The sequence below is a fragment of the Pseudomonas sp. IT-93MI4 genome, from assembly GCF_949767635.1.
In the GTDB taxonomy this organism is placed as follows: domain Bacteria; phylum Pseudomonadota; class Gammaproteobacteria; order Pseudomonadales; family Pseudomonadaceae; genus Aquipseudomonas; species Aquipseudomonas putida_A.
Window position 1 is genome coordinate 224935 of record NZ_CATKPP010000056.1, and the last position, 23808, is coordinate 248742.

At 55.5% G+C, this 23808-nt stretch carries 25 protein-coding genes; 16 read left to right on the top strand and 9 right to left on the bottom strand.

Annotated elements, in window-relative coordinates:
• Positions 1–25: 25 nt before the first annotated feature.
• Together ACM6I7_RS23850 and ACM6I7_RS23855 are read left to right on the top strand one after the other, a co-directional pair.
• Complete coding sequence (locus tag ACM6I7_RS23850) at positions 26–886, top strand: SMP-30/gluconolactonase/LRE family protein (RefSeq protein ID WP_027614489.1); 861 nt, start codon at positions 26–28, stop codon at positions 884–886.
• Between the two features lie 194 nt (positions 887–1080).
• A complete protein-coding gene (locus tag ACM6I7_RS23855; RefSeq protein ID WP_027614490.1) occupies positions 1081–1635 on the top strand; it encodes a sce7726 family protein in 555 nt (184 codons plus the stop codon).
• Here the strand turns inward: ACM6I7_RS23855 and ACM6I7_RS23860 are convergent.
• From ACM6I7_RS23860 to ACM6I7_RS23870, 3 genes are all read right to left on the bottom strand, one after another.
• Positions 1627–2694 carry a beta family protein gene (locus ACM6I7_RS23860; protein WP_027614491.1) on the bottom strand — a complete coding sequence of 356 codons (1068 nt, stop codon included), beginning with the start codon at positions 2692–2694 and terminating at the stop codon, positions 1627–1629. The genes ACM6I7_RS23855 and ACM6I7_RS23860 overlap by 9 nt on opposite strands.
• Before the next feature lie 688 nt (positions 2695–3382).
• Positions 3383–4270 (bottom strand): GntR family transcriptional regulator, encoded by an 888-nt coding sequence (locus ACM6I7_RS23865; RefSeq protein ID WP_027614492.1) that lies wholly within the window; start codon positions 4268–4270, stop codon positions 3383–3385.
• Between the two features lie 111 nt (positions 4271–4381).
• On the bottom strand, positions 4382–5698 hold the full coding sequence (locus ACM6I7_RS23870; protein WP_139055263.1) for a CitMHS family transporter: 1317 nt from the start codon (positions 5696–5698) through the stop codon (positions 4382–4384).
• 348 nt (positions 5699–6046) lie between these two features.
• Between ACM6I7_RS23870 and ACM6I7_RS23875 the strand changes: the two genes are divergently transcribed.
• The 6 genes from ACM6I7_RS23875 to ACM6I7_RS23900 all read left to right on the top strand — a co-directional run bounded on the left by ACM6I7_RS23875 (position 6047) and on the right by ACM6I7_RS23900 (position 13702).
• On the top strand, positions 6047–8653 hold the full coding sequence (locus ACM6I7_RS23875) for an aconitate hydratase (RefSeq protein WP_027614493.1): 2607 nt from the start codon (positions 6047–6049) through the stop codon (positions 8651–8653).
• Positions 8654–8684: 31 nt separating this feature from the next.
• Complete coding sequence (gene prpF, locus ACM6I7_RS23880; protein ID WP_027614494.1) at positions 8685–9833, top strand: 2-methylaconitate cis-trans isomerase PrpF; 1149 nt, start codon at positions 8685–8687, stop codon at positions 9831–9833.
• A gap of 79 nt (positions 9834–9912) precedes the next feature.
• Entirely contained in the window at positions 9913–11139 is a 1227-nt protein-coding gene (locus ACM6I7_RS23885) for a lactonase family protein (RefSeq protein ID WP_226939986.1), read from the top strand.
• Between the two features lie 31 nt (positions 11140–11170).
• Complete coding sequence (locus ACM6I7_RS23890; protein WP_027614497.1) at positions 11171–11881, top strand: TerC family protein; 711 nt, start codon at positions 11171–11173, stop codon at positions 11879–11881.
• Positions 11878–12612 carry a transporter substrate-binding domain-containing protein gene (locus tag ACM6I7_RS23895; RefSeq protein ID WP_027614498.1) on the top strand — a complete coding sequence of 245 codons (735 nt, stop codon included), beginning with the start codon at positions 11878–11880 and terminating at the stop codon, positions 12610–12612. The genes ACM6I7_RS23890 and ACM6I7_RS23895 overlap by 4 nt, the downstream gene beginning before the upstream one ends.
• 178 nt (positions 12613–12790) lie before the next feature.
• Complete coding sequence (locus ACM6I7_RS23900; protein ID WP_065899395.1) at positions 12791–13702, top strand: alpha/beta hydrolase; 912 nt, start codon at positions 12791–12793, stop codon at positions 13700–13702.
• A gap of 177 nt (positions 13703–13879) precedes the next feature.
• Here the strand turns inward: ACM6I7_RS23900 and ACM6I7_RS23905 are convergent, their stop codons facing one another.
• Positions 13880–14338, bottom strand: a complete 459-nt coding sequence (locus ACM6I7_RS23905; RefSeq protein WP_027614500.1) for a winged helix-turn-helix transcriptional regulator — start codon at positions 14336–14338, stop codon at positions 13880–13882.
• Between the two features lie 96 nt (positions 14339–14434).
• On the opposite strand from ACM6I7_RS23905, the gene ACM6I7_RS23910 reads away from it, so the two are divergent.
• On the top strand, positions 14435–15382 hold the full coding sequence (locus ACM6I7_RS23910; RefSeq protein ID WP_027614501.1) for an aromatic alcohol reductase: 948 nt from the start codon (positions 14435–14437) through the stop codon (positions 15380–15382).
• Between the two features lie 183 nt (positions 15383–15565).
• Here ACM6I7_RS23910 and ACM6I7_RS23915 read toward each other — a convergent pair whose 3' ends face one another.
• Both ACM6I7_RS23915 and ACM6I7_RS23920 read right to left on the bottom strand, forming a co-directional pair.
• On the bottom strand, positions 15566–16021 hold the full coding sequence (locus tag ACM6I7_RS23915) for a hypothetical protein (RefSeq protein WP_226939985.1): 456 nt from the start codon (positions 16019–16021) through the stop codon (positions 15566–15568).
• Positions 15972–16208 carry a hypothetical protein gene (locus tag ACM6I7_RS23920; protein WP_226939984.1) on the bottom strand — a complete coding sequence of 79 codons (237 nt, stop codon included), beginning with the start codon at positions 16206–16208 and terminating at the stop codon, positions 15972–15974. Before ACM6I7_RS23920 ends, ACM6I7_RS23915 begins: the two co-directional genes overlap by 50 nt.
• Positions 16209–16596: 388 nt before the next feature.
• Between ACM6I7_RS23920 and yidD the strand changes: the two genes are divergently transcribed.
• On the top strand, positions 16597–16890 hold the full coding sequence (gene yidD, locus ACM6I7_RS23925; RefSeq protein ID WP_219738115.1) for a membrane protein insertion efficiency factor YidD: 294 nt from the start codon (positions 16597–16599) through the stop codon (positions 16888–16890).
• Positions 16891–17070: 180 nt separating this feature from the next.
• On the opposite strand, the gene ACM6I7_RS23930 is transcribed toward yidD, so the two are convergent.
• Positions 17071–17439 (bottom strand): helix-turn-helix domain-containing protein, encoded by a 369-nt coding sequence (locus ACM6I7_RS23930; protein ID WP_049827965.1) that lies wholly within the window; start codon positions 17437–17439, stop codon positions 17071–17073.
• Positions 17440–18058: 619 nt separating this feature from the next.
• On the opposite strand from ACM6I7_RS23930, the gene ACM6I7_RS23935 reads away from it, so the two are divergent.
• Together ACM6I7_RS23935 and ACM6I7_RS23940 are read left to right on the top strand one after the other, a co-directional pair.
• Positions 18059–18313, top strand: coding sequence for a type II toxin-antitoxin system HicA family toxin (locus tag ACM6I7_RS23935; protein ID WP_081730304.1), 255 nt, complete (start codon positions 18059–18061; stop codon positions 18311–18313).
• On the top strand, positions 18310–18642 hold the full coding sequence (locus ACM6I7_RS23940; protein WP_047598089.1) for a type II toxin-antitoxin system HicB family antitoxin: 333 nt from the start codon (positions 18310–18312) through the stop codon (positions 18640–18642). Before ACM6I7_RS23935 ends, ACM6I7_RS23940 begins: the two co-directional genes overlap by 4 nt.
• A gap of 117 nt (positions 18643–18759) precedes the next feature.
• Here ACM6I7_RS23940 and ACM6I7_RS23945 read toward each other — a convergent pair whose 3' ends face one another.
• Positions 18760–18966 carry a hypothetical protein gene (locus ACM6I7_RS23945; protein ID WP_027614505.1) on the bottom strand — a complete coding sequence of 69 codons (207 nt, stop codon included), beginning with the start codon at positions 18964–18966 and terminating at the stop codon, positions 18760–18762.
• Between the two features lie 138 nt (positions 18967–19104).
• Positions 19105–19296 carry a YegP family protein gene (locus ACM6I7_RS23950; RefSeq protein WP_007963291.1) on the bottom strand — a complete coding sequence of 64 codons (192 nt, stop codon included), beginning with the start codon at positions 19294–19296 and terminating at the stop codon, positions 19105–19107.
• Positions 19297–19572: 276 nt separating this feature from the next.
• Between ACM6I7_RS23950 and ACM6I7_RS23955 the strand changes: the two genes are divergently transcribed.
• From ACM6I7_RS23955 to ACM6I7_RS23970, 4 genes are read left to right on the top strand one after another with little or no spacing between them, the layout of a single operon-like run.
• Positions 19573–20538, top strand: a complete 966-nt coding sequence (locus ACM6I7_RS23955; protein ID WP_414889387.1) for a glycosyltransferase family 2 protein — start codon at positions 19573–19575, stop codon at positions 20536–20538.
• 3 nt (positions 20539–20541) lie between these two features.
• Positions 20542–21252: a class I SAM-dependent methyltransferase gene (locus ACM6I7_RS23960; protein WP_414889388.1), complete on the top strand. Its 711-nt coding sequence runs from the start codon at positions 20542–20544 to the stop codon at positions 21250–21252.
• Complete coding sequence (locus ACM6I7_RS23965) at positions 21249–21635, top strand: GtrA family protein (RefSeq protein WP_096796603.1); 387 nt, start codon at positions 21249–21251, stop codon at positions 21633–21635. The genes ACM6I7_RS23960 and ACM6I7_RS23965 overlap by 4 nt, the downstream gene beginning before the upstream one ends.
• A complete protein-coding gene (locus ACM6I7_RS23970) occupies positions 21632–23737 on the top strand; it encodes a DUF6311 domain-containing protein (protein WP_414889389.1) in 2106 nt (701 codons plus the stop codon). The genes ACM6I7_RS23965 and ACM6I7_RS23970 overlap by 4 nt, the downstream gene beginning before the upstream one ends.
• Positions 23738–23808 lie beyond the last annotated feature (71 nt).

Here is a 23808-nt window from a genome sequence, read left to right on the forward strand (position 1 = left end):
CCATTCTGTTTCGTAGGAAGCAACCATGTTTAAAACTCTAACCGACACCACCAGCATGCTTGGCGAGTGCCCTGTCTGGTGTGAAAGAACCGAACGCCTGTTCTGGACGGACATTCCAAGCTGCGAGTTACGTGCTATAGATCTCGTAAGCGGTGAAGTGCAGTGCTGGCCGCTGCCCGAGTCGCTAGGCTCATTTGCCCTCACGGCAGACGAAGACGTATTGCTAATGGGACTGGCATCCTGCCTGGGCTACTATCAGCTGAGCACAGGCCGTTTCAGCAGAATTGCAGTCACGCCTGGTGTACCCGGAACCCGAATCAATGATGGCCGCTGCGACCGTATGGGCAACTTTGTGTTCAGCACGATGGACGCCAGTGAGCAGGTGCAAACCATCGGCAGATTTCACCGCCTCAATGCGTCGACGCTCGAAACAGAAACGTTGGACATTCCCGCAGTGGCGATCCCGAATAGCATCTGTTTCAGCCCGGACGGCTTCACTCTGTATTACGCGGACTCCCTGCAGGGACGTATTTTCTGCTGCGATTACCCCTCACTGGAAAACCAGCGTGTGTTCACGACGGTTGACGGTCAAGGCGCTCCAGATGGCTCTTGCATTGATGCGCAGGGGTTTCTCTGGAATGCCGAATGGGGCGGCAGCAGGGTGGTGCGTTATGCGCCGGATGGAAAAGTCGATCGCGTAATCGACTCCCCGTGTATTCAGACCACTTGCCCAGTGTTAGCGGGCGCCGCTTATACCACGCTGTACAGCACCAGCGCGCTGATAGGCCTGGACAAGCCGACATGTTCCGATGGTGCGCTGATAAAAGCCGAAGCCGTTGTCGCTGCGGGACTTTCTGAAGAGCGATTTTCAGGGCTACTGAGCTGAGTACTGGGTTCTAGCCTCGGGCGTCGCTCTAAATGCCAATTTCTAGCCGCATCGGAATGAACCCACCAAGCTTCTACCGGGCGCATCCCCACTTCGTGCAAGATGGCTATCATACAGATGCGGGCTCTGTGGCCTTAGACGACCGGATGCTTTTTTAGCGTGAGAAGCCTCAACTGTCTGTCTATAATCCGCGCATGCTGAATCCAACCGAAATCCGCCCAATCCTCAAGCAGTGGGTCGCGAAAGCGATGTCCCATGAAGAGAGTGACGTTTTCATCGAGGAGCTGTGCTTCATTGATAAGGCCAGACGCGCCGATCTCGTTCACGCCAATGGAAAGCTAACCGCGTTCGAAATCAAATCGCATGCTGATACCTTGGCTCGCTGGGAAGGCCAGCAGCAGGCCTATATGGCATGCTTTGACGAAGTCTGGCTATGCTGCCATTCGAAGCACTTGGTGAAGGCTCTTGAGTCCTGTCTACCGCATGTTGGAGTGCTCGTAGTCGATGACTATTCGGGCATGGCGATGATTCGAAGGGCGAAGCCCAACAAGCTCCAGGATAAATTTCACCTTACGGGATTCTTGTGGCGTAGCGAGTTGGACGCACTCGCGGCCCAGTATGGGGTGCCAACGAAAAGTCGCAACCTCATAAAAGAGGTGCGTCGCCAGCTATGCGACGCCCTCCCCATGAACGTGATCAGATCGCATGTACTAGCAAGCTTGAAACAACGCTATCGCTCGCTAGAGTAAGTCGTCGGCATCAAAGTCATCGAAACTGTTATCCGTATCTACGATGGACTCGATCATGGCGCAGATATGCTGATTGATCCTGTACCCATTCCATGTGCCATTGTTCCCGTAACCTGTAGATGTGGCGACAATTCTGCTGTACTCACGAGTAGCCCAGCAAAAGTCATCACCGTGGTAACCCGGCAGGCCTCTGATTTCTTGGGCGATTTCAACGTACCGTACAAACTCCTTGTCCGAACCTTTGCGTCGTTGCCACCATTCTGTTGGCGTGTAATAGCAGGCAAAAGGAAGCACAGGCATGCCTCGTATGTATTCCATCGAGGCGGTCGGATTGGTGGCGGCGTAATCCCCGTAGACGATATCCAACTCTATGCCACTGGTATCGACCCTTGCTTGCCACGCAACGTCGTAACAGGCGGAGGAACGTGAAGTGTTTGAAGCCGGCTTATCGATAGGGAAGGAAGTGCTCATGAGGATCAGATTTCGTATCTGATAGCTGTTCAGTTGTCTCAGGGATACGTTGAAATCTGACCCTGAGGCGGTGTTGGCCGGAGCGGTGGCACCGAAGTCTAAAATCACCGTCGCGGTGTCCGGGCGTTCAAGAGCATCCAGGATTGATAGCAATCTGCTCCACGAAGTCGAGGTGGGGTTTTCCGGGCAGGTAACCCTTATGGCTATATGGGGGAAATCGCCCTGGAGAGCAAGTGCACTTTGGATGACTGCTCGTTGGGGATCGTCATCAACCCAGGAGACCACCGGTATAACATTCTGGTTGATGGCTGCCACATCGGAAAAGAAGCGACGTTTGTTCTCAAACGCGCCATGAGGATTGTGCAGGTCATTGGTAGTAATGAATTCTTCACCAACGTCCTTAGCTATTCTTGAAACGTCCAGGAAAAAAGGATGCTCAGTCCAACTCGCTAGGAATGTTTGAAGGTGTCTGTCGTCGTCACCTCGCATGTCCAACAGCGGAGCCACTACTTCCCGCCTGTGGTCTTCCAGATTTATCAGCGCCTTAACGTCATTCTGACCAACTCGTAAACAAGCCACGTACTGCATCTTGCACTCCTTGCATGCTGTGAAAACAGGTTTTGCCGTAATCTGAAGTCATAGCGAGTCAAAGGCCTTGGTGAGCAGCGAGCGTCGACATGCGGAACGTATCGGTTTTGCTCAGTTTCACTGGCCGACGTCATGCTCCCAGTGAGACGGCAGGTGGAGATTGGCAGGATAGCACTTGGCCACTCAATAAAAGCCTTAATGCGTATTTTGGGATGTGGGGCGCGTCTATGTCCGATCAGTCGGTAGGTTACTCATGCCTTTGCACCAGAGAGAGGCTTTTGTATGCCGGCCTGGCTGCATCGAACAGCCTGTACCGTCACATGAGCGACATGTTGCGGGTCGCCATGGATCATGGGAAATCCGCTCTCTGGGCCAGAGATGGTGTCTACTTAAATTAGGTGGAAACCATGGCCTTTAGCAGTCGTTCGAGGAAGATATGTTTGCCGGACGGTTACAAAACTTGAGGTCGACCTCGTCTAACAGCGTGATCGAGCTGGGTGCAAAATGACACGAAAGCGCGCACTCGGATGTCTTAGTTCGAATGTTTTATATGGAAATATAAGTCAATCAGCGCGTTATGGGACTACGACGATACCGCTAGCTGGCAGAGCGTCGTCCAAGCGCCAGGAGTGAGCGCATGCGACCAGGTTGATCGCGTCAATGCTCTAGGGGCTAGGGAGTGGAAATCTTATTCAAACAAAGCAGGATCGACTTTGTGTCGGCGAGCTTGTTCAAGGTGGCGCCGCATCTGGTCAGCAGCAGCCAAGCGGTCGCCACGTTCCAGGCAATCGAGAATCGCTAAGTGCTCTTCCGCTTGGCCTTTACGGGGTGTGCGTGCGCTGGCCTGGCGGTATTCCACCAGGCGTCGTAACTGGTCGAGACGGCGGACAGTCTGCTGCAGGAAACGGTTACCCGAGCACGCTGCCAATGTCTCGTGGAACTGGGAATTGGCCTCAAAAAGCTCCTGAGGCGTCATGGTCAGGTAGCCGCCGTTCGCGATGAATTCCTGCTGCTTACGACATGCCGCCAACGTCTCGCGATCAATCTGAAAAGTCGGTGACAAAAGGCCAGAAGGTTCGACGGTCGCTCGGAAGGAGTAGCTTTCTTCGTAAGCCTCAACAGAGTCGATCATGGGAAGCAGACGCCACCCTTGGCCTGCACGCTGTTCAACCCACCCTTCTTGCTGCATCCGAGACAGCACGGCCCTCAGAGCTGCTCTGGACACATCGAACTGCCGCATGAATTCGATCTCGGTAAACAGTTCAGGAAGCTGCCGACTGAGGCGAAGTTCTGCAAGCGTCAGGTACAGAGGATCGTCGCTCTTCTCCATGACTTCAGAGACAAGGTCGCTCAAGTCGTCACTGGATCGCGCGAGGAAAAATCCCCTGTTGCGGTCGTAGGTCAGCATACCCTTTTCAACCAAATGGCCCAGGGCAAACTTCACAGGCGTGCGCGACACATTCAGTGTGTTCGCTAGCTGTGATTCAACCAGATGATGGCCAACAGGGAAGCGTTCACGTCGGACGTGGGAAACGATGTCACGCGCGATGCGTGCTTGCAGCGGGCTTAGAGGCATTAGGTCGGAAACCACAGAGATCTGAACCGAAGAAAGCCCATTCTAGCGCGTCATTTTACGCTGTGGCAGAGACCGTTTGGCCTCCGCCTCAATTATGACGTCCAGCGGGGCTTACCGAACCTGATAGAAGGGAAATGCCCCAAACAGAAGGCCGCCCACCAACAGGCCGAGGCTGGCCAAAATAGCCCATTTGAGCGCGAAGCGTTGATGATCTCCGAGATCTACTTTGGCCAAGGCAACGAGCAGATAGAGTGATGGCACCAGCGGGCTGAGTAGGTGGACGGGTTGACCCACAACCGAAGCCCGCGCGATTTCCAGTGGAGTTATCCCGTATTGGGCTGCAGTCTGTGCGATCACCGGAAGGATGCCAAAGTAGAACGCGTCGTTAGACATGAAGAATGTAAACGGCAGGCTAACGAGGGCGGTGAAGACAGCCAGGAACGGGCCGAAGCTTGGTGGGATTACATGCAGCAAGCTTTTCGCCATTGAGTCCACCATGCCGGTTCCGGAAAGGATCCCCGTGAAAATGCCCGCAGCAAAAATGACTGCTGTAACGGCCAACACATTCGTCGCATGAGCGGCAATACGTGCTTTTTGCTGCTCAATGTTCGGGTAGTTGAGCATGATGGCAATGGCGAAGCCGACCATGAACAGGATCTGGATAGGCATTGCGCCAATGATCAGGCAAGTGATGAGGCCTAGTGTCAAGATCAAATTCGGCCAAAACATTTTCGGACGACGATTTTCATCACATTGCTCTGCTGATCCATTGCCCAGCGACACAGGGCCGGGATGAAGACCGTCCATATCAAGAATGCCAATGCGCGCACGCTCTTTGCGCCCAATGACTACGGCAGTAAAGATGAGGCAGGCGCAACCTAGCAGCATGCCAGGAATCATGGGCAGGAAAATCTCCATTGCATCCACATGCAGCGCTGCTGCTGCGCGAGCAGTTGGCCCACCCCACGGCGAGATATTCATGATCCCGCTGGCAATGTTCACCAGGCATGTCATGCCCAGCACGCTCATCCCCAGTCGCTGATACAGCGGCAGGAATGCAGCGCAGGCAATCATGTAGGTAGTCGAGCTGTCACCATCCAGCGACACCAGCATCGTCAGCACCGCAGTGCCTACCGAGACCTTGAGAGGGTCGCCTTTCACCACTTTCAAGATGAAGCGGACGAGCCCGTCGAACAGCCCAGCGTCGATCATTATGCCGAAGTAGAGAATCGAGAAGGTCAGCATCACGCCGGTTGGAGCAAGTGTTTTGACGCCGTCGAGCATCATGGCACCGAGGCCTACGTAATGGCCTCCGATCAGCGCGAAAACGATAGGTATCAAGATCAACGCGATGAGCGCAGAAAGGCGCTTCGTCATGATCAAGTACATGAAACAGATAACCATTGAAAAGCCAAGGACTGTTAGCACGGTCGAACTCCCATTTTTCAGATCTATGTGGCTCTGGTCGGCCATATGGCCTGGATAGCGCAATAGGTCTCAGGTCGAGACCGGCTCGATCCAAATGGGAGTGGTGGGGGAGCGGGGGCAAAAGAGCTTGATCATGGCGGGCCTCGATTTTTCTTATCTTTATTTTTTCTACCGTACCTGACTGGGCGCTACGTCGAAGGAGCGAGCATGCGCAGTAGAAATCGTTGGTTGGGTACGTCCGACACTCAAACAAGATGAATCGGATGACCCAACATTGACCTATATCATCACAAAGTGCAATATGCGTCCCACAAGAACGTTACCCGTGTTGTTTGTGAGGAATAGTCAATGCCTAAGTCAAAGGGTCAAATCGTTTCCGCCAACGGAATCGAGTACCGTGTCAGCGACATCCGGGGGGTCGTGACCGACCTGGGTGGTGATTACGCGAAGCTGCCCTACAGCTTGCGAATCCTTGCCGAGAACGTTTTGCGTGGAGAGGCTGACCCTGAAGCCGCGCTCAAAGTCATCTGCGCCCGCTCTAAAGAATTCGACATTCCTTTCCGTCCAGCTCGCGTCGTTCTGCAGGATCTGCTCGGTACGCCGGCGCTGGTCGACCTCGCGGGTCTGCGCGATGCCGTCGCTGCTCAAGGCGGCAACCCGAGGCTGGTTAACCCTGTTACACCGACCCACTTGGTAGTGGATCATTCGCTCAACGTAGAGCGTTGGGGTGACGCCAGTGCACTCGCCGATAACGAAGCCATTGAGCGTGAGCGCAACGCCGAACGTTTCCAGTTTCTGGACTGGTGCAACAAGGCGTTCAGCAATTTGTCGATCATCCCTTCGGGCAAAGGCATCCTTCATCAGATCAACTTGGAACGCTTGACTACCGTAATTGGCACTCAGCGCCGTGATGGTGAGCTGTGGGCGTTCCCGGATACGCTGGTCGGCACCGACAGCCACACCACCATGATCAATGCCATCGGCGTGCTGGGTTGGGGTGTCGGTGGTATCGAGGCTGAGGCAGCTATGCTGGGTAAATCCCTGATGCTTCGTCTGCCTGAAATTGTCGGTGTGCGTCTGGAAGGCACCTTGCCCCAAGGCTACCTGGCAACGGACATCGCATTGGCTCTGACCGAGCTGCTGCGTAAGGCTGGCGTGATCGGCTCCTTCCTGGAGTTCTTCGGCCCAGGTGTTCCACAGTTGTCTCTTGCTGACCGAGGCACCCTGTCGAACATGGCGCCTGAGTTCGGCGCTACCGCTGCCATGTTTGCCATCGACGACCGCACGCTGCATTACCTGCGCATTACCGGTCGTGGCGGTCAGATCTCGGGGCTGACTGAAGCCTATGCTCGTGCTCAAGGCCTGTGGCATGACAGCCTCGGCGCGGTTGAATACAACCGCGTTGTAACCCTGGATCTCGGCACCGTGGAGCGTTCCATCGCCGGCCCGAAACAGCCTCACCAGCGTATCGTGCTGGGTCAGAAGGCACCGGCAACCAATCTACCAACTGGCCTGGACAATGGTTCGGTCGTATTGGCTGCAATCACCAGTTGCACCAACACCTCCAACCCCCGTGGTGTGATCGCCGCTGGTCTGGTAGCACGCAACGCCCGCAAGCGTGGTCTGAAGCGCGCTCCATGGGTAAAAACTTCGTTTGCGCCAGGTTCGATGGTGGTTGCTGGTTACCTGGAGCGTTCGGGTCTGAACAATGATCTGGATGCACTGGGCTTCAACCTGGTCGGTTACGGCTGTACCACTTGTAACGGTATGTCGGGGCCATTGCTGAGCCCTGAGATCGAAGAGGAGATCCGCACCCGCAAGCTGGAAACCGTGGCTGCGACCTCGGGCAACCGTAACTTCGAAGGCCGTGTTCATCCGCTGGCTCGCGAAGTTTTCATCATGTCGCCGCCGCTGATCGTTGCTTACGCCATCGCCGGTACCTATCTGATCGATCCGGAAAAAGACGCGCTGGGCGTGGATGACAACGGTGTGCCTGTTTACCTGCACGAGCTGTGGCCAAGCGACGAGGAACTCACCTCAATCGAGACTGAAAACCTCACCGCCGACCTGTTCGACAAGGCGTACGAAGACGTCCCGCGCGAAGCCGGACTGATTGCCAGCGACCTGCGCGCCGGTGTCAGCGACCAATACGCATGGCAAGCGAACAGCACCTACATTCGCAAACCTCCCTACTGGAGCGATGCGGTGACGGCCACTGACATCAGCAAAGACTTGAGCAACATGCGCGTCCTCGCCATGCTGTCGGACAACATCACCACCGACCACATTTCTCCATCGGGTGCGATCCTGCCGGAAAGCGATGCGGGCCAATACCTGCAATCGCACGGCATCGCGGTGCCTGACTTCAACTCCTATGGCACACGTCGCGGCAACCACGAGGCTGCGCAGCGCGCCACCTTCGCCAGCCCGCGCCTCAAGAACGAGTTGCTCGAAGATGGTCGTGAAGGCCCATGGACGCTGCTGCTGCCTGAGAAAGAGGTCACCACGATCTTTCAGGCTGCCGAGATCTACGCAGATCGCAAGCAGTCCCTGATCGTTGTCGCCGGCAAAGAATATGGCAGTGGTTCGTCTCGTGACTGGGCGGCTAAAGGCCCACGCCTGTTGGGTGTGCGCGTGGTAGTAGCTGAGAGCTTCGAGCGTATCCACCGTACCAACCTGGCGGGTCTCGGCATTCTTCCGCTGCAGTTCGAGCAGGGTGTCTCGCGCCAAAGCCTGGGTCTGAATGGCCGCGAAACGTTCAGCGTGGAAGGCATCACCGATGACTTCCAGCCAGGCGCCAAGGTCACTCTGGTGATCGAGCGCGAAAACGGCGAAACCGAGCGCGTCACTGTGGTGAGTCGTCTGGATACCTTCGAGGACGTTCGTTACTTCCGCAATGGTGGTCTGTTGCCGCAGTTGCTGATCGAAAGCATGAAGAACGCATCCGCTAACTGATGTGCCGCTGATTTGTCGCAGGAGATATCAAATGACTCAAAGACGTATTCCAGCCGTTTACATGCGTGGCGGCTCCAGCAAGGGTGTGTTCTTTCTCGACAAGGATCTGCCGCCTGCAGGCCAAGAGCGAGATGCCATCCTGCTCCGCGTGATCGGTAGCCCGGATGTGTACGGCAAGCAGATCGACGGGGTGGGTGGTGCGACCTCCAGTACCAGCAAGGTGGTGATCATCGGTAAATCTAGTCGCGAAGATTGTGACGTGGATTACCTGTTCGGGGCTCCGGCCATCGAGACGCCAGTGATCGACTGGTCGGGCAACTGCGGCAACCTGAGCTCGGCTGTCGGCCCATACGCCATCTCTGAAGGTCTGGTAGATGCGCCTCGCGATGGCATCGCCGTCGTCCGTATATGGCAGGCCAATATCCAGAAACGCATCATCGCGCATGTGCCTATGCGCAACGGCGAGGTTCTGGAAGAAGGTGATTTCGTGCTCGACGGTGTGGCGTTCCCCGCTGCTGAAGTCGTGCTGGAGTTTCTTAAACCAGGCGGCTCGGGGGGCAGCATCCTGCCGACGGGTAACGCCATCGACGAACTAAATATTCCAGGCATTGGCAATATGCCCGTCACGTTGTTGAACGCTGGTAACCCTACCATCTTCGTTGAAGCTGACCGAGTGGGCCTGAAGGGCACCGAAACTCAGGATCAGGTCAATGGGGATGCTGAGCTGCTGGCACGCTGCGAAACCATCCGTGCCCACTGCACCGTTGCCATGGGACTGGCCGCCACCGCCGAAGAGGCAACTCGTCTGCGTCCGCACACGCCGAAGCTGTGCTTCGTGGCCAAGCCTCAGGCCTATCAGGCGGCAGGCGGCAAGCTCGTTGAGCCTGGTGATATCGATGTGATCGCCCGGATCTTGTCGATGGGCAAACTTCACCATGCGATTACGGGTACGGGTGCAGTCGCTGTCGCCGTCGCGGCAGCTCTCGACGGCACGCTGGTGAATCGTATCGTGGGTGACATCGGGGATCGTCAAGTTCGTATGGGGCATACCGCTGGCAGTGTGGCAGTAGGCGCAAAAACTGTGCTGGAGGACGGTGCCTGGAGTGTGGACAAGGCTGTGATGAGCCGCAGTGCTCGCCGGCTGATGGAGGGCTGGGTACGGATTCCTGAAGTCCTCTGATCCAGCCCGTGCTCATGTCGGCTTCCGTCCGGCATGAGCACAACCCTGATCAATAATAAAAACAACAGAGAACCACACCATGAGTTCATCCGAATTCCCGCGTCACTCGATGCTCCGCCGCCAATTCATTCAGCTTTCTGCGCTCGCGGCAGGCGGTGTATTGGCTGGTGGCTTCACCCTCCCGGCACACGCTGCTGCTACCAGTGATAAAAGCAAGATGACCAATAACAAACGGTCGCATACCCCTCGGTTTGCTTATGTTGGATCACGCACAACCAAAGAGCGCAATGCCCGTGGCGTAGGCATTACTGTATACCGTTATGCGCCTGAAACGGGTGCGTGCACGTTGGTTCAGGCGCTCAATGATCTTGTGAATCCATCGTTTCTGACCTTCGACCACTCGCAGACTCATCTTTACTGCGTACATGGTGATCTCAGCGAGGTGAGCTCGTTCGCTATTGATGCGAAGAGCGGTGAGCTGACCAAGCTCAATACAGTTGGCACCCAAGGCAAGAACCCCGTTCATCTCAGCGTCGATCCTTCCGGTAAGTTCCTGGCTGTTGCGAACTATGCCACTGGCGGTTTTGCGATCTTCCCGATTCAGGATGATGGTAGCCTCGGCGCGCTGGCTCATCTGGAGTCGCTGCCTGGCGAGCCTGGGCCGCATAAAGTGGAGCAAAGCAGCTCTCATCCACACATGATTCCTTTCGATCCGTCCGGACGATTCTTGGTCATTCCCGACAAAGGATTGGATGGCGTCTTCGTCTACCGGGTGCAGCAGAACAACGCGAAATATGGCGCCACCCAGGTCAGCATGGTCAAAGCACGCGAAGGCTCGGGCCCGCGCCACGTGGTATTTACGCCGGTAGGGAAGAGCGCTTACGTCGTAAACGAACTCGACAGCAGCGTCACCGGGTACGCCTACGATCCTGAGCAAGGCTCGCTAAAGCCTCAGGAAATTGTCTCCACTCTGCCGTCGAACTTCACAGGCAATAGCCGTGCCGCGGCCATCGTGATGGCGCCGTCTGGAAAATACCTCTACGTGTCGAACCGGGGCCATGACAGTGTGACGACTTTCGCGCTGGAAGAGAGTGGGGCATTTGCTGCCAAGGCTCACACTTCGTCTCAAGGACGTAAGCCTCGCTTCATGAACCTGACGCCGGATGGCACGCGTCTGTTTGTCGCCAACGAAGAGACAGACACCATTGTCGGCTTTGATGTTGATCAGGCTTCCGGGGTGCTTACCTCGAACGGTCAGGTGATCAAGACCGGCAGCCCGGTCTGCATGATCTTCAAAACTGTCTGATTAACCGGCCCCCTGGCTTGGAGAGCTCATTTTGATCGAACTCATAAACTCGCCAGGGTTCTGGCTGGCGGTGATGCAAATCATCGCCATCGATATTTTGCTGGGTGGCGACAACGCGGTGGTCATCGCGCTGGCTTGCCGCAAGCTCCCAGAAGCTCAGCGCAATCGCGCCATCATTGGTGGCGCGTTGGGGGCGATCCTTCTCCGGATCGCCATGATCTTCTTCGCTCTGCAATTGCTGGAGCTGCCGTACCTAAAGCTAGTTGGCGCCGTGCTCCTTCTGTGGATCGGGATCAAACTGATCGTTCCCGAAGGCGAGGACGCTCACGACAACTTGGCTGCGAGCCCCAAGCTTCTGGGGGCAATCAAAACGATCATCGTCGCCGACGCGGTGATGAGCCTGGATAACGTCGTTGCTGTGGCGGGAGCATCCAACGGCCAACTGGAACTCGTGATCTTCGGCATCGTCATCAGCATTCCCATCATCATTTGGGGCAGCAAGTTGGTGCTGCACTTCATGGATCGGTACCCGATAGTCATCACGCTGGGAGCGGCACTGCTGGGCTGGATCGCGGGTAGGATGGCGATCACCGACATTAGCGTGCCGGCAGTGCCGACATGGTCTCATTACGCCGCTGGAGCATTAGGTGCGCTCATGATTTTGATTATCGGAAAAATGATTATCCATTGGAAAGGGGCAGGCGCTAGCCAGTCAGAAGCGGAAAGGAGCGAGCGATCGTGAAATTTGAACTTGCCAACGTGTGTAGGGATTTGGCTCCTCACGGGACACTGCGGGTGGCCATTAACCTTGGCAATCCTGTCTTGGCGAAGCGAGATGAGCAAACTGGAGTTCTTTCCGGAGTGTCAGTTGCGTTGGCAAAGGCCCTTGCCGATGAGCTTGGCATCCAAATTTCGATGGCGACGTACGATGCTGCCGGCAAGGTGTTCGCTGCTTTAGAAGAACAGGCTTGGGATCTTGCATTTCTGGCAATCGAGCCAGTTCGGGCCGAGAAAATCGCGTTCTCGAACCCCTACGTTTGTATCGACGGAACCTATCTTGTGAAGACCGATAGCAAATTCCATCGAGCCTCTGCTCTGGATACAGGCGGAAACCGTATCGCCGTAGGAAAGGGTGCCGCCTACGACTTGTTCCTGTCCCGCACACTCAAGAATGCTAACCTCGTCCGAGCGGAAACCTCGTCTGAAGCTGTCCACACCTTCCTGGAGTTGGGCCTGGATGCAGCCGCTGGTGTTCGCCAACCATTGGAGCGTTTCGCCAAGTCGACTACTGGCGTGAGGGTGTTAATGGATAACTTCACAGAAATCCGTCAGGCACTGGCAGTGCCTAAAGGCCGCGATATTGCGGCGGAGTATGTCCAGGGCTTCGTTAACCGCCAATTGCGAAGTGGATTCGTAGCTAAGGCTCTTGGTGACAGTGGCGAGTTCGACGCCCATGTCGCCATGCCCGCTTGAATCCTCATGAAAAAAACCAGATCTGCACTGGCTGAATGAGGCGATAACCTCTCTCATGAGCCTATGCCGTTCTTGGACGTCTCTGCTATGGCCGCCTCAATTGGCAATCTCCGCTACCCGAGGATGAATCTAATTGCTCAGATCAACAACTTGGCTGAACCCCGTGACTGAGCCTTCAATGGTCTATAAAGATCTTTTCCCTGTGATGGAGACAGTGCTTGCGAGCGGCGTTACGCTTCTTGGGGGGCTGCAATATCATAGAGTTGATGGCTACCGTCCCCTGACGCTCGACCTCTACTCCCCGTTGAAGAAAGGGCAGCCTCACCCAAGGCAGTTACCCCTGCTGATCTATATCCACGGAGGAGGTTGGAGGCGTGGTGACAGTCACCGATGCGGTGTTTTCACTGACTTTCCGAGATTATTGGGCGATATTGCGAGCAGAGGTTATGTCGTCGCAGCGGTGAATTACCGACTTAGCTCAGAGGCGAAATGGCCAGCGCAAATCGACGATGTTCGAACTGCTGTCAGTTTTCTGCTGAACCAAGCTGATGCATTCGGTATAGATCCGCAAAGGGTCTACGCTTGGGGCGTGTCAGCCGGAGCTCAGTTGGCTGCCTCGCTGGGCAATCCAACTGAATCGGTAAGTAGTCAGGATCAGCATTGTCCGGTCACGGCAAGCGTTCATGGCGTAGCGGCTTGGTATGGAGTTTTCGACTTCACCACTCTCGGTGATCAAGCGCTACAGCTGGGAATTGACATTCCAGATGATGCGCCGGAGTGGAGGCTTATAGGGGCAGAGCCTGGCCAGGATCGCACTGCTCGTTTTCGCTCAGCCAGTCCCGCTTTTCACCCCACATCTCGAACTTCGCCGATGCTGATTTTAGCCGGGAAAAAGGATCGGAAGGTTCCATATCTCCAAAGCGTGCAAATGAAGGACGCGCTTGATCGTGTGGGTGTGCCAAATCTTTTTTATATATATGAGGAAGTAGGACACAGCTTCATCTGCGAAGATAACCCTGCTGAGACTAATCGAGTCAATTTATTGGCAATAAATCAGACTATTGATTTTTTCGATGCTTTGGCCTTTTAGTGTCGACTGAGCAGCAGCATTGGGGCCCAACATTAACAGCCAGCGCAGGCGTCGCCTGTGCTGGTGTCACTATGTGCAATGCATGGTCATGCTGATGGCCCAATAAAGAGCGTCAGTGCGATTGATTAATTACTACGCTATTCCTCAGCACCGGGCTTCTAGTACGCTGCGAGTAAATCAGTCAGACGCTTCTGAGCCTAATGGTGTCGACGTGGGTATTTGCCATACAGGCTTTTTATCATTCTGATTGTCGAAATTACGCCGCGCCTTGCGGAAATCCTCAACGTTTTCGACAACCCACGTCCAGATGGGGGACATGCGGATCAATAGTTCCATGCCTAGCGGCGTGAGCTCATACTCGACACGTGGTGGAATTTCATCAAACTCCCGCCGATTCACTAAGCCATCCCGCTCCATGGCGCGCAATGTCTTAGTCAACATCCGCTGAGTCACTCCGGTCATCTGCCGTTTTATTTCGGCATGGCGCATTGTGCCGTACACCCCTAGGGCATGCAGAATGCCTAATGACCAGCGGCTGCCTGCGTGAGCAAGCACTTCCCTTCTGACGCCATCATCGTCTTCTCTAAGCGTTCGGCAGATTGTCTCAGCTTGGCTGAGAGCCTCCTGACTGGACATTTCTTTGTCTGGTATCACCGGTGTGCCTTCTTACAAGCGTTGCCTAATCGTGCAAGCATTTGTTCATCTTACAGGCAACAGGGCTCAGGAGAAATCATGACCGAAGTGACCCAGCTTTCCCCCCAATCCATTCTCGTTCTAGGCGCCGGTGAGCTTGGACTGCCGGTTTTGCGCAACCTGGCGCGGGTAGCAAAGCGTGCGCCAGGTTCCACAATCAGCGTCCTCCTCAGGGACTCGACCATCAACACTCAAATTCCTGAGAAAAAGGTTGAAATCGATGAGCTTCGGGCCCTAGGCATCCAGATGGTAGCCGCAGACCTCGTGAATGACTCAATCGATCAGTTGGCGGAAGTATTCGCACGTTACGATACCGTAATCGGCTGTGCAGGCATGGTTGCAGGCCGGGAAACCCCGATGAAACTGGCTACCGCTGCTCTGAAGTCAGGTGTGAAGCGCTACTTCCCGTGGCAGTTTGGTGCCGACTTCGAGGCAATCGGTCGGGGCAGTCCTCAGGATCTGTTCGATGCTCAGCTTGATGTTCGCGAATTGCTTCGCGCCCAGGATAAAACTGAATGGGTAATCATCTCGACTGGTATGTTCACCAGCTTTTTGTTCGAGCCTGTATTCGAGGTGGTCGATTTCGAAAACGACACCGTGAACGCACTAGGCAGTCTCGAAACCAGCGTGACGCTTACGACTCCAGACGACATCGGCGCCTTGACAGCGGAAATCGTTTTCTTCGAACCCCGCTTTCGCAATGAAATTGTTTATCTATCTGGAGACACTGTGACGTACGGAGAGGTCGCCAGCCTCCTTGAACGTGTGCTGGGTCGCCCGTTCAAACGAAACGTGTGGACTGTTCCGTACCTGCTCCAAGAATTGGAAAAAGACCCCACCCATCACATCAAGAAGTACCGTGCCGTATTTGCTCAGGGCAAAGGTGTGTCATGGCCTAAAGCAGGCACCTTCAACGAGCAGCAGTCGATTCAACTCACGACCGCTGAGAACTGGGCCCAGGCAAACCTGACAACCTCTTCAGTATAAGTGGGGTAGCTGAGCTAACGTTTCCGCTCTGGAAATTTACCTGCTACAAGCTCTTCAGTCTGATAGGGCCACCGATAACCGAAGCTAAAAAACGGGGTAGGGATACCTGATTGCCCTGAGCACCATTCCCCTAGTTTTCGGTGGTAGGGGAGCGAGCTCATAGAAAGCCTACCGTCGAGCGGCTCATCCCAAGCTGCCTGGCGGTTTGGCGTTAGCATTCGCAGGAGCCTGACGGCTGCTGGCTTCGAGCCGGCCTTCACCTGCTCTGCTCTGCGCCTTACTGGTGGCATTAGGTTTAACACTAGCGCTCTGTCCATGTCCTCGGCGTTTACGCCAAGTCACCACAGCGCCGCTGAGCCTTTGCAACAACCAACCGACGGAGTGTCGCGTTCCCGGATCAACCAACTTACTCAGTTGGGTTTTGATTTCTGGCCCCATCGCTCTCAATGTGCCGGTGTGCGTCATCACCAGTTTTTTAGCCTGGTCCGGCAGAAGGTTTTTCGCTGCGCTATTGGCAACTCCTTTACCTACGGCTTTGTAGGCGCTAAATGCAGCCCCAAAGATATTGCTGATGGCCGCCTTGGGATCGCTAAGCAATTGATTGCCGGCAGCAGTGATTTTCTGACCCGCGGCGCGCATCGCCTTTTGCGTCGAGCTTGCCGTTGACGACGGCTTCAAGCCCTTTCGCAATTTCTTTTACCGCGCTTGCCCCCAAGTTCCCGGCATCGGCAAGAATGCCCGAAAGTTTGCCTTGGGCCTGTTTTACGAAGTCATCGATCGTGCCGACGATGGTGGCGTTCAAGTGCCCGACCAGCACTTCGGTCATTGAATCGCCCAACAACATCTTGGCGCTGTTACGCAGTCCTGATGTACTAAAAACAAGGTAGGGCGCAAACTCATACGAGCAGCAGCCATGGTCGGAGGGGCTGGTAAAACACCGATCAGGTTGATACCCAGGCTGACCCAATCAAGTAATTCCCGCTGCTTGCTTTTGGTGAGCGTGACGATGTCGTCATGGGAATACAAGCATTCACAAGGTGATCACGGATGTAAATCTACAAAATGGTTCAAGTGCCGCCAACCATTGAAGTTCGTGCGAAGGAGCACCGAGTGAACGAGGCCGCAGTTTATCTATAAAATGTGGTCAACACTCATGCTGAAGATGGGGGGGAGTTTTATCGGATAGACACGATTGGCGTTTCAGTCAAACCGGGATGTTTCGACGCGTTAATGGGGAAGAAAAACGTTCTGAACCAATATTACGTGATTTCTATGCGCAAGCCCCGGTGATCAAGCTTTGCGCCGTCTCAGCAATTCGTTGCTATCAGCGAGTTGCTTCCTCTCGATTGCGAAATGCCTGCCGCTTTGAGCCTTCCTGTTCAAACTATGCGAAACAAGCCATCGAAAAGTATGGTGTTCTAAAGGGCTGCCGCATGGCTGTCGGCCGCATCTGCAGGTGTCGGTACCCGAACGGCGGGAAAAATTTTCCCTGTATAGTCGGACAGTGAGCCCCGACGCCTCAATTGTTCAGCTGTGCTTGCCATGACCCTGACGGGCTGCTCTTGGCCAAAGGCGGCTTGCCAATGTCCGCTTCTGGCCGTTAGCTGCCGTTTGGCTAATGACAGGGCGACTGGGCTGGCGACGGGGCTGTTACTCACCGCCCTTGGCTGCTGCTTTTCATTGGTTCGTTATTCGATTAAGTGGAAATCGTCGCGATGCTTGGGATTGGATGTCGCGCCTCGGCAGTTCTCGCCTTTAGACGGTGGGTGACCTGGCATAAAAATTAGCCCTTCGTTCTCGAAGGCGTAAGCCAAGGCTTGCATCGTTACCTGATTCAACTTCCTTGTGCCGCTCTCAAGATCTTTGATGGCTTTCACGGAAACGGAGGAACGAAAGGCTAATGCCTCAATGCTCCAGCCCAGCATTTTTCTCGCTACAGAACTGTGATCTGCAGAAAAGGTGAGCGGTAGCCTTTGAAAAAAAGCTAACAGGTCGGCGTCCTCGGCCGCCTCGGAGTCGGATTTAACTCTATAGAAATCGATAATTTCAGCACTCATCATGGTGGTCCTTAACTGTATGAATAGACAGTGCTTAGGGTAGCCTCCTGGATTTTCTTTAGCTAGCGGTGTTTCGCACTAGGATCTAACCTGAGCTGCACACTCTAAAAAAAGCTGAGCGCTATTCAGCGTTTTTTAGGGCAAATTTAGGACATATCATGGGCCTATCCGGGCCTCTCTAGACCAACCCAGATGGCTCCAAGGCAATGCTTTCGTGGCCTGAGGCGGCATGAGTGTGATGTGGCAGGGGTTCGAATCCCTATCTCTCCGCCATATATAGAAAAAGCCCCGTAGCTGAGAAGCTACGGGGCTTTTTTGTTTCTGCTCGCTTGAGTAATCAGCAAATCCTGTCGCCGGAACCCGAGGTTGAAAACTCGATAATCGGATGTGACTCGATTGATGCCGGTTCGTACGTAACTCTCGGAGTCTACCTACAGCTCTATTTCCAATCACTCCTTATCCTGACCTATGTGCCCAATATTGACCGGATTCGGATAAAAAGACGCCGTTTTCAAGCTTTGAGGGTGGCGTTGTCCGCTTGTTCAAGGGGGCGCTTCATGGATCAGCGATATGAATCGCGATTGTCAATTTTTCCTGCGCGGTATCATGGTGTAATACTATGAACAACAAACAACTCGGTACGCTCGCAGCTATATTTTCACGACCCACACCCGCCACGTTGGAATGGGCGCGCATCGAGTCTCTGTTCAATGCGGTCGGGGCCAGAACCGTGGAAGGCAATGGTTCGCGAGTTCGGTTTGAATTAAGAGGTGTGGTTGCTACGTTCCACCGACCTCACCCGGATAAAGAAGCAAAGCCCTATCAGGTTCGTGATGCTCGGGCTTTTCTTGAACAAGCAGGAGTCACTCCATGAACGTGATGAATTACAACGGGTATGCAGCCCGAATTGAATACAGTGATGAAGACGGTCTTTTTGTTGGTCATATCGCTGGGATCAAGGACGTTGTAGGTTTTCATGGCGAATCTGTAAAAGAGCTTCGGTCAGCGTTCGAAGAGGCTGTTACTGACTATCTGGAGACTTGCGCAAAACTGGGCCGTGCTCCTCAAAAGCCTTATTCGGGCAATCTCAGTCTGCGTTTGGCGCCAGCTCTTCATGCGACTGTTGCCGTAAAAGCGCAATTGGCTCAAAAAAGCATTAATCAGTGGGTTGCGGATGTTCTTGACCGAGAGGCCCATGCCTAGCTTGATTCTGGTCTGGAGGTTGTACGTCGTTCCCGAACAGAGCAAATAGCCCCGTAGCTGAGAAGCTACAGGGCTTTTTTGTATCTGCGAGCTTTACCAAACACCCGCCTCAGCCACTCACGGCTGCGGATGCCCGAGCTTCTGTTTGATCAGGTCATACACTTCCTTGTGCGTCGAGTTGCGCAGGGTGTTGTCCTTGCAAGCCGAGGCCAGGAAGGTTTTCACTTCGTCCTTGGCGTGCGGATAGAGGCTGGCGACGTAGTCGGCTTCGTGTGTTTGGGTGCAGTTGAAGTGCTTGTCGTCTTTCGCTTTGTCTCTAGCCATGGTGCGGCTCCTTTTGAGTTTGAACATCATTTGGCGAAACAGGGCTGGATGGCCCCGTACGCTGAACAGCGTAGGGGCGCAAAAGTGCTTTGCCAGTGCTTCAGACGAAAAAGGAAGAGGCTGTAGGACGCGGCGCCATCAGATTTCCTTCACCGGCGTCTCCCCCTGCACACCCTTGATCAACTCGATCACGTGTAAACAATCGGCCTTGTTCACATACGACTCGCCACTGGCAATCGTCTCGTGGTTCCCCGCCCGCAGTCTCCAGCGCCATTGGCCTTTGCCGGTGCTCGGGGTGCCTCGGGATTGCCTGTAGATCTCGAAATACATTCAGTTCGCTCCTTGCGATGGTGTTTGCGACAACCTGTGTGGCGCATCGTCGCAAGCCTAGCGGAGCGAGTTTTTTTCGCTATCGGGTATTTGTTTCCAATCGTTGGCAGATGTTTCTGAAGAGTGCGGGCTAGAGCGCACGCATCGGCGTCTGGATTGGCCAGAATGTCGCCCTTTGCACCTTGCAAGGCTATCGACGCTACTGCTTAATACGGGACGGCTCATGGCGTTGAAAATGCTTCGACGACCGACAAACACTATAAAAAGAGCACTCCATTGACTGAGCATGGAACGGCACAGGCCACACGGGTCACGTTATCGCTGGTTGTCCCGGTTTTTAACGAGGAGGACAGTCTCGACGCGTTCATTCTGCGCATCGATGAAGTCTTCCAGCACCAAGCCTCAATTGCTTTGGAGCTGGTGTTCATCAATGACGGCAGCACTGATGCCACACTTGAGCGGCTGCTGGATCGTCAGCGGCACGACTCGCGGCTGCGCATCGTCGATCTGAGCCGTAACTTCGGCAAAGAGGCGGCGTTGTCTGCGGGATTGCAAATCGCCACCGGGCAGATTGTGGTGCCTATCGATGCCGATCTGCAGGACCCACCCGAAGTCATTCTGCAAATGATCGAGCGATGGCGCGAGGGCTATGAAGTGGTGCTCGGTCATCGCGTCAGCCGCCGCAGCGACACCTGGGCCAAGCAGGCGTCGGCGCATTGGTTTTACCGCCTGCACAACAAGATCGCCGAGCAACCGCTGCCGGAAAACGTCGGCGATTTCCGCCTGATGGACCGTTGTGTAGTCGATGCCTTGCTGACTTTGCCCGAATCCCGGCGCTTCATGAAGGGCCTGTTCGCCTGGGTCGGTTTTCGGACTACCCACGTTGATTACGAGCGGCCCGAGCGCGTGGCGGGGCAGAGCAAATTCAACGGCTGGCGGCTGTGGAATTTTGCCCTGGAAGGCATCACCAGTTTCAGTACCGAACCGTTGCGGATCTGGACTTACATCGGCGCCGCGGTGTCGCTGGTGTCCTTTGCCTTTGCCATTTTTATCGTGTTGCGCACGCTGATCCACGGCGTCGACATGCCCGGTTATGCCTCGCTGATGGTGGCCGTGACGTTCCTCGGTGGCCTGCAATTGATTGGCATCGGCGTACTCGGCGAGTACCTCGGCCGCACTTATATCGAATCCAAACGCCGGCCGGTTTTTCTGGTGCGTCGCGTCTACGACCCCAAGGACTGAAACATGGATCTCAAGGAAACCGATATCCTCGGCGACAGCATCGGTGAGCATTGGTATTACTGCTCCAAAGCGGCGGCGACTCGTCGTCTGCTCGGTGATGTACCGATCACGCGGATTCTCGACGTGGGCGCCGGCTCGGGTTTCTTCTCCCATCACCTGCTGACTCAAACCGATGCGCGCGAAGCGTGGTGCGTCGACATCAGTTACCCCGCCGATTCCGATGCGACCACCGTCGGCAAACCGGTGCATTACCGCCGCGATATCGACGCCATCGACGCCGATCTGGTGCTGCTCATGGATGTGCTGGAGCATGTCGACGATGACCTTGGTCTGCTCAAGGCTTACGTTGATAAGGTGCCGTCCGGCAGCCGTTTCCTGATGACCGTGCCGGCGTTCCAGTTCCTGTGGAGCGGTCACGACGACTTCCTCGAACACAAGCGCCGCTACACCCTGCCGCAGTTTGAAACCCTGGCCCGTGATGCCGGTTTGAGCGTGCAGCTTGGTGCCTACTATTTCGGCGCGGTGTTTCCGATTGCGGCGGCGTTGCGTTTGCTGCCCAAAGGGCCGCAGGCCGCAGCGCCGCAGTCTCAGCTCAAACGCCATCATCCCTTGGTCAACGGCGTGCTCAAGACGTTGTGCAGCCTCGAACTGCCGCTGATGAGCCACAACCGTCTGGCCGGGCTGAGCGTGTTCGTGCTGGCGCAAAAACCGTGACTTCAGTTGAAAGGAAAACGCTGATCCAGCGCGGTCTGCGCTTTGCCGTGACCGGTCTGTTCGTCACCGCGCTGCATGCGCTGGTGGCTGTGCTGTTCATCAATTTCGTTGCGCCGCAACCGCCGCTGGCCAACGGAGTGGCGTTTGCCGTGGCAACGGTGGTGTCCTACGTGATCAATACCACTTGGAGTTTCTCGGCTCGGTTGCACGGCAGAACGTTGCTGCGATTTTTATTGGTATCGGCGTGCGGTTTTCTGTTGGCGATGTTTGTCGCGTGGGCCGCGCAGGTGGCCGGGTTGAATTATCTGTTGGGCATTGTCGCGGTGGCGCTGACGATTCCGGCATTCACGTTTGTCTTGCACAACTTCTGGACGTATCGATGAAGCTCTCCGCAACACATCGGGCGACTGCGCTGCTGCCCGTGCTCTTGGGAATTCTGGCGTTTTTCATTGTGGTCGGCCCACGTGCCTTGAACCCGATGAACATTGCATGGCTGGGCGACGGCGACCCCGCCACGCACTATCAGGGTTGGGTTTTTTTTCGTCATTCGCCCTGGACGTTTCCACTGGGGCTTAACCCGAGCTATGGGCTGGAGTTGGGTAACGGGATAATTTTCTCGGATTCCAATCCGTTGTTCGCCTTTATCTTCAAACCGTTCTCAGCCCTGTTGCCTGAACCCTTCCAGTATTTCGGGTTGTGGCTACTGACGTGTTTCATTCTGCAGAGCTGGTTTGCCTGGAAGCTGATTGGCCTGTTCAGTCGCGACGTGGCGTTGCGTTTGCTTGGTGCAGGAATGTTTTTGTTCATTCCGGCGATGATCGTCCGCATGAGCGTACATCTGTCCCTGGCTGGGCATTTTCTGTTGCTGGCAGGGTTATATCTGGCATTGCGCCCCTTTACGCCGAAACGCCGCCTCGCCTGGGGCGCGCTGCTGGCGGCGGCTGCGCTGGTGCACGCTTATTTGCTGGCGATGGTTGCGTTGATCTGGCTTGCCGACCTTGCCGCCAAAACCCTTCAGCGGCGCCAGACGCCGGGTAAGGCCTTGATCGAGTTGATCGGTCTGTTTCTGCTGGTCAGTGTCTGCTGCTGGCAGGCGGGTTATTTCAGCATAGGCGACAGCGGTCTGGCGTTGATGGGGTATGGCCTGTTCCGGGCTAATGTGCTGACCTTTTTCGATGCGGGTGTCTGGTCCTATACCTTGCAGGACATGCCGGGTGTACTGGGCGACGGCGACGGGTTCGCATTTCTGGGCCTGGGCGTGATCTGCCTGGGGATCTTTGCCTTGGTGCCGGTGCTGCAAGGGACGACTGACCTGGGAGCCAAGGCTCGCCGTTACCCGTTGGTTTTGCTCGCACTGGCAGGGCTGGCGATATTCGCCGTTTCCAACAATATCGGCGTAGGGCCATTCGAATTCAGGATTCCGCTGCCGGATGCGGTGGTTGCCGTGGCCACGATTTTTCGTGGCTCGGGGCGAATGATCTGGCCGCTCATGTACATGGCCATTTTTGCGATCCTTTATGTGGTGATTCGCGGGCACTCCTCGCGCGTGGCGTTGATGCTGCTGAGTGTGGCGCTGGTGGTTCAGGTGGCAGACACGCGCGCCGGTTGGGCGGTGTCGCGCGGTTTATTCATGGCCACGCCGTCGCCCACATGGAAGACGCCATTGGTCGACCCGTTCTGGGAGCAGGCGGCGAAGCGTTATCAGGCAGTGCGCTGGCTGCGACCGGAGAATTATCCGGAACAGTGGATGACCCTGGCCGACTACTCGGGTCGCCATCACTTGCCGACCAACGCGGTCTACCTTGGGCGCGTCAGTACGGTTGCCACTGAAGCCGCTCAAGCGGTGTCGGATCGAATGGTCAGTTCTGGAAACTATGCAGCCGATACCCTGTACGTGCTCAGTAACCGTACTGTGCTGGAAGCAGCTCTGACCGTGAATCGCGACACCGATGTGCTCGCCAGAATTGACGGGTTGAACGTGTTGGCGCCGGGCTGGAAGCGTTGCGCCGACTGCCTGCCGATATCGGCCCCGGACCCATTGACGCTGATCCCGCCACTCAAGTCGGGCGAGAGAGTCGTGTTCAATCCCAGCAGTCTGGCGAAGTTTTTCCTCGGTAAAGGGTGGTCGAACAATGAACCGTGGGGCACCTGGTCCGAGGGCAGTGAGTCGCAAATTGCCCTGCGACCGACTGCTCGGGTGCACTCGTTCTTGCTGGAAACCACTGCGCTGCTGGCCCCTTCACACACCGAGCAAGCAGTGGAAATTTTCGTCAACGATGTACGCGTGCTGTCCACCCGGCTGGTCAAGCCTGAAGCGAATCGCCTGAATGTCGAGTTGCCGGTCGAAGTGCAGCAGCGTGTCGAGCAACAAGGTGTGCTGAATATTCGTTTCAAATACGCCAACGCTATCAGTCCGGGGGAGTTGGGCATGGGCAAGGACATGCGCAAGCTGGCGATCGGGATACAGGCGTTGACGGTGAATTGAGCCGGTGTTGTTCCTTTCGCCCATAGACGCTGTCCATGGGCCTTTCTAAACTGCCCGCAGACCGGGGAGTA

Coding starts and splice junctions, on each gene's coding strand:
- ACM6I7_RS23855 (WP_027614490.1), top strand. CDS start 1,081: ATGCTGAATCCAACCGAAATCCGCCCAATCCTCAAGCAGTGGGTCGCG.
- prpF (WP_027614494.1), top strand. CDS start 8,685: ATGACTCAAAGACGTATTCCAGCCGTTTACATGCGTGGCGGCTCCAGC.
- ACM6I7_RS23950 (WP_007963291.1), bottom strand. CDS start 19,296: ATGTATTTCGAGATCTACAGGCAATCCCGAGGCACCCCGAGCACCGGC.
- ACM6I7_RS23920 (WP_226939984.1), bottom strand. CDS start 16,208: ATGACCGAAGTGCTGGTCGGGCACTTGAACGCCACCATCGTCGGCACG.
- ACM6I7_RS23960 (WP_414889388.1), top strand. CDS start 20,542: ATGGATCTCAAGGAAACCGATATCCTCGGCGACAGCATCGGTGAGCAT.
- ACM6I7_RS23930 (WP_049827965.1), bottom strand. CDS start 17,439: ATGAGTGCTGAAATTATCGATTTCTATAGAGTTAAATCCGACTCCGAG.
- ACM6I7_RS23860 (WP_027614491.1), bottom strand. CDS start 2,694: ATGCAGTACGTGGCTTGTTTACGAGTTGGTCAGAATGACGTTAAGGCG.
- ACM6I7_RS23935 (WP_081730304.1), top strand. CDS start 18,059: ATGAACAACAAACAACTCGGTACGCTCGCAGCTATATTTTCACGACCC.
- ACM6I7_RS23875 (WP_027614493.1), top strand. CDS start 6,047: ATGCCTAAGTCAAAGGGTCAAATCGTTTCCGCCAACGGAATCGAGTAC.
- ACM6I7_RS23910 (WP_027614501.1), top strand. CDS start 14,435: ATGACCGAAGTGACCCAGCTTTCCCCCCAATCCATTCTCGTTCTAGGC.
- ACM6I7_RS23970 (WP_414889389.1), top strand. CDS start 21,632: ATGAAGCTCTCCGCAACACATCGGGCGACTGCGCTGCTGCCCGTGCTC.
- ACM6I7_RS23945 (WP_027614505.1), bottom strand. CDS start 18,966: ATGGCTAGAGACAAAGCGAAAGACGACAAGCACTTCAACTGCACCCAA.
- ACM6I7_RS23885 (WP_226939986.1), top strand. CDS start 9,913: ATGAGTTCATCCGAATTCCCGCGTCACTCGATGCTCCGCCGCCAATTC.
- ACM6I7_RS23915 (WP_226939985.1), bottom strand. CDS start 16,021: ATGCGCGCCGCGGGTCAGAAAATCACTGCTGCCGGCAATCAATTGCTT.
- ACM6I7_RS23900 (WP_065899395.1), top strand. CDS start 12,791: ATGGTCTATAAAGATCTTTTCCCTGTGATGGAGACAGTGCTTGCGAGC.
- ACM6I7_RS23850 (WP_027614489.1), top strand. CDS start 26: ATGTTTAAAACTCTAACCGACACCACCAGCATGCTTGGCGAGTGCCCT.
- ACM6I7_RS23940 (WP_047598089.1), top strand. CDS start 18,310: ATGAACGTGATGAATTACAACGGGTATGCAGCCCGAATTGAATACAGT.
- ACM6I7_RS23905 (WP_027614500.1), bottom strand. CDS start 14,338: ATGTCCAGTCAGGAGGCTCTCAGCCAAGCTGAGACAATCTGCCGAACG.
- yidD (WP_219738115.1), top strand. CDS start 16,597: ATGTTTCGACGCGTTAATGGGGAAGAAAAACGTTCTGAACCAATATTA.
- ACM6I7_RS23865 (WP_027614492.1), bottom strand. CDS start 4,270: ATGCCTCTAAGCCCGCTGCAAGCACGCATCGCGCGTGACATCGTTTCC.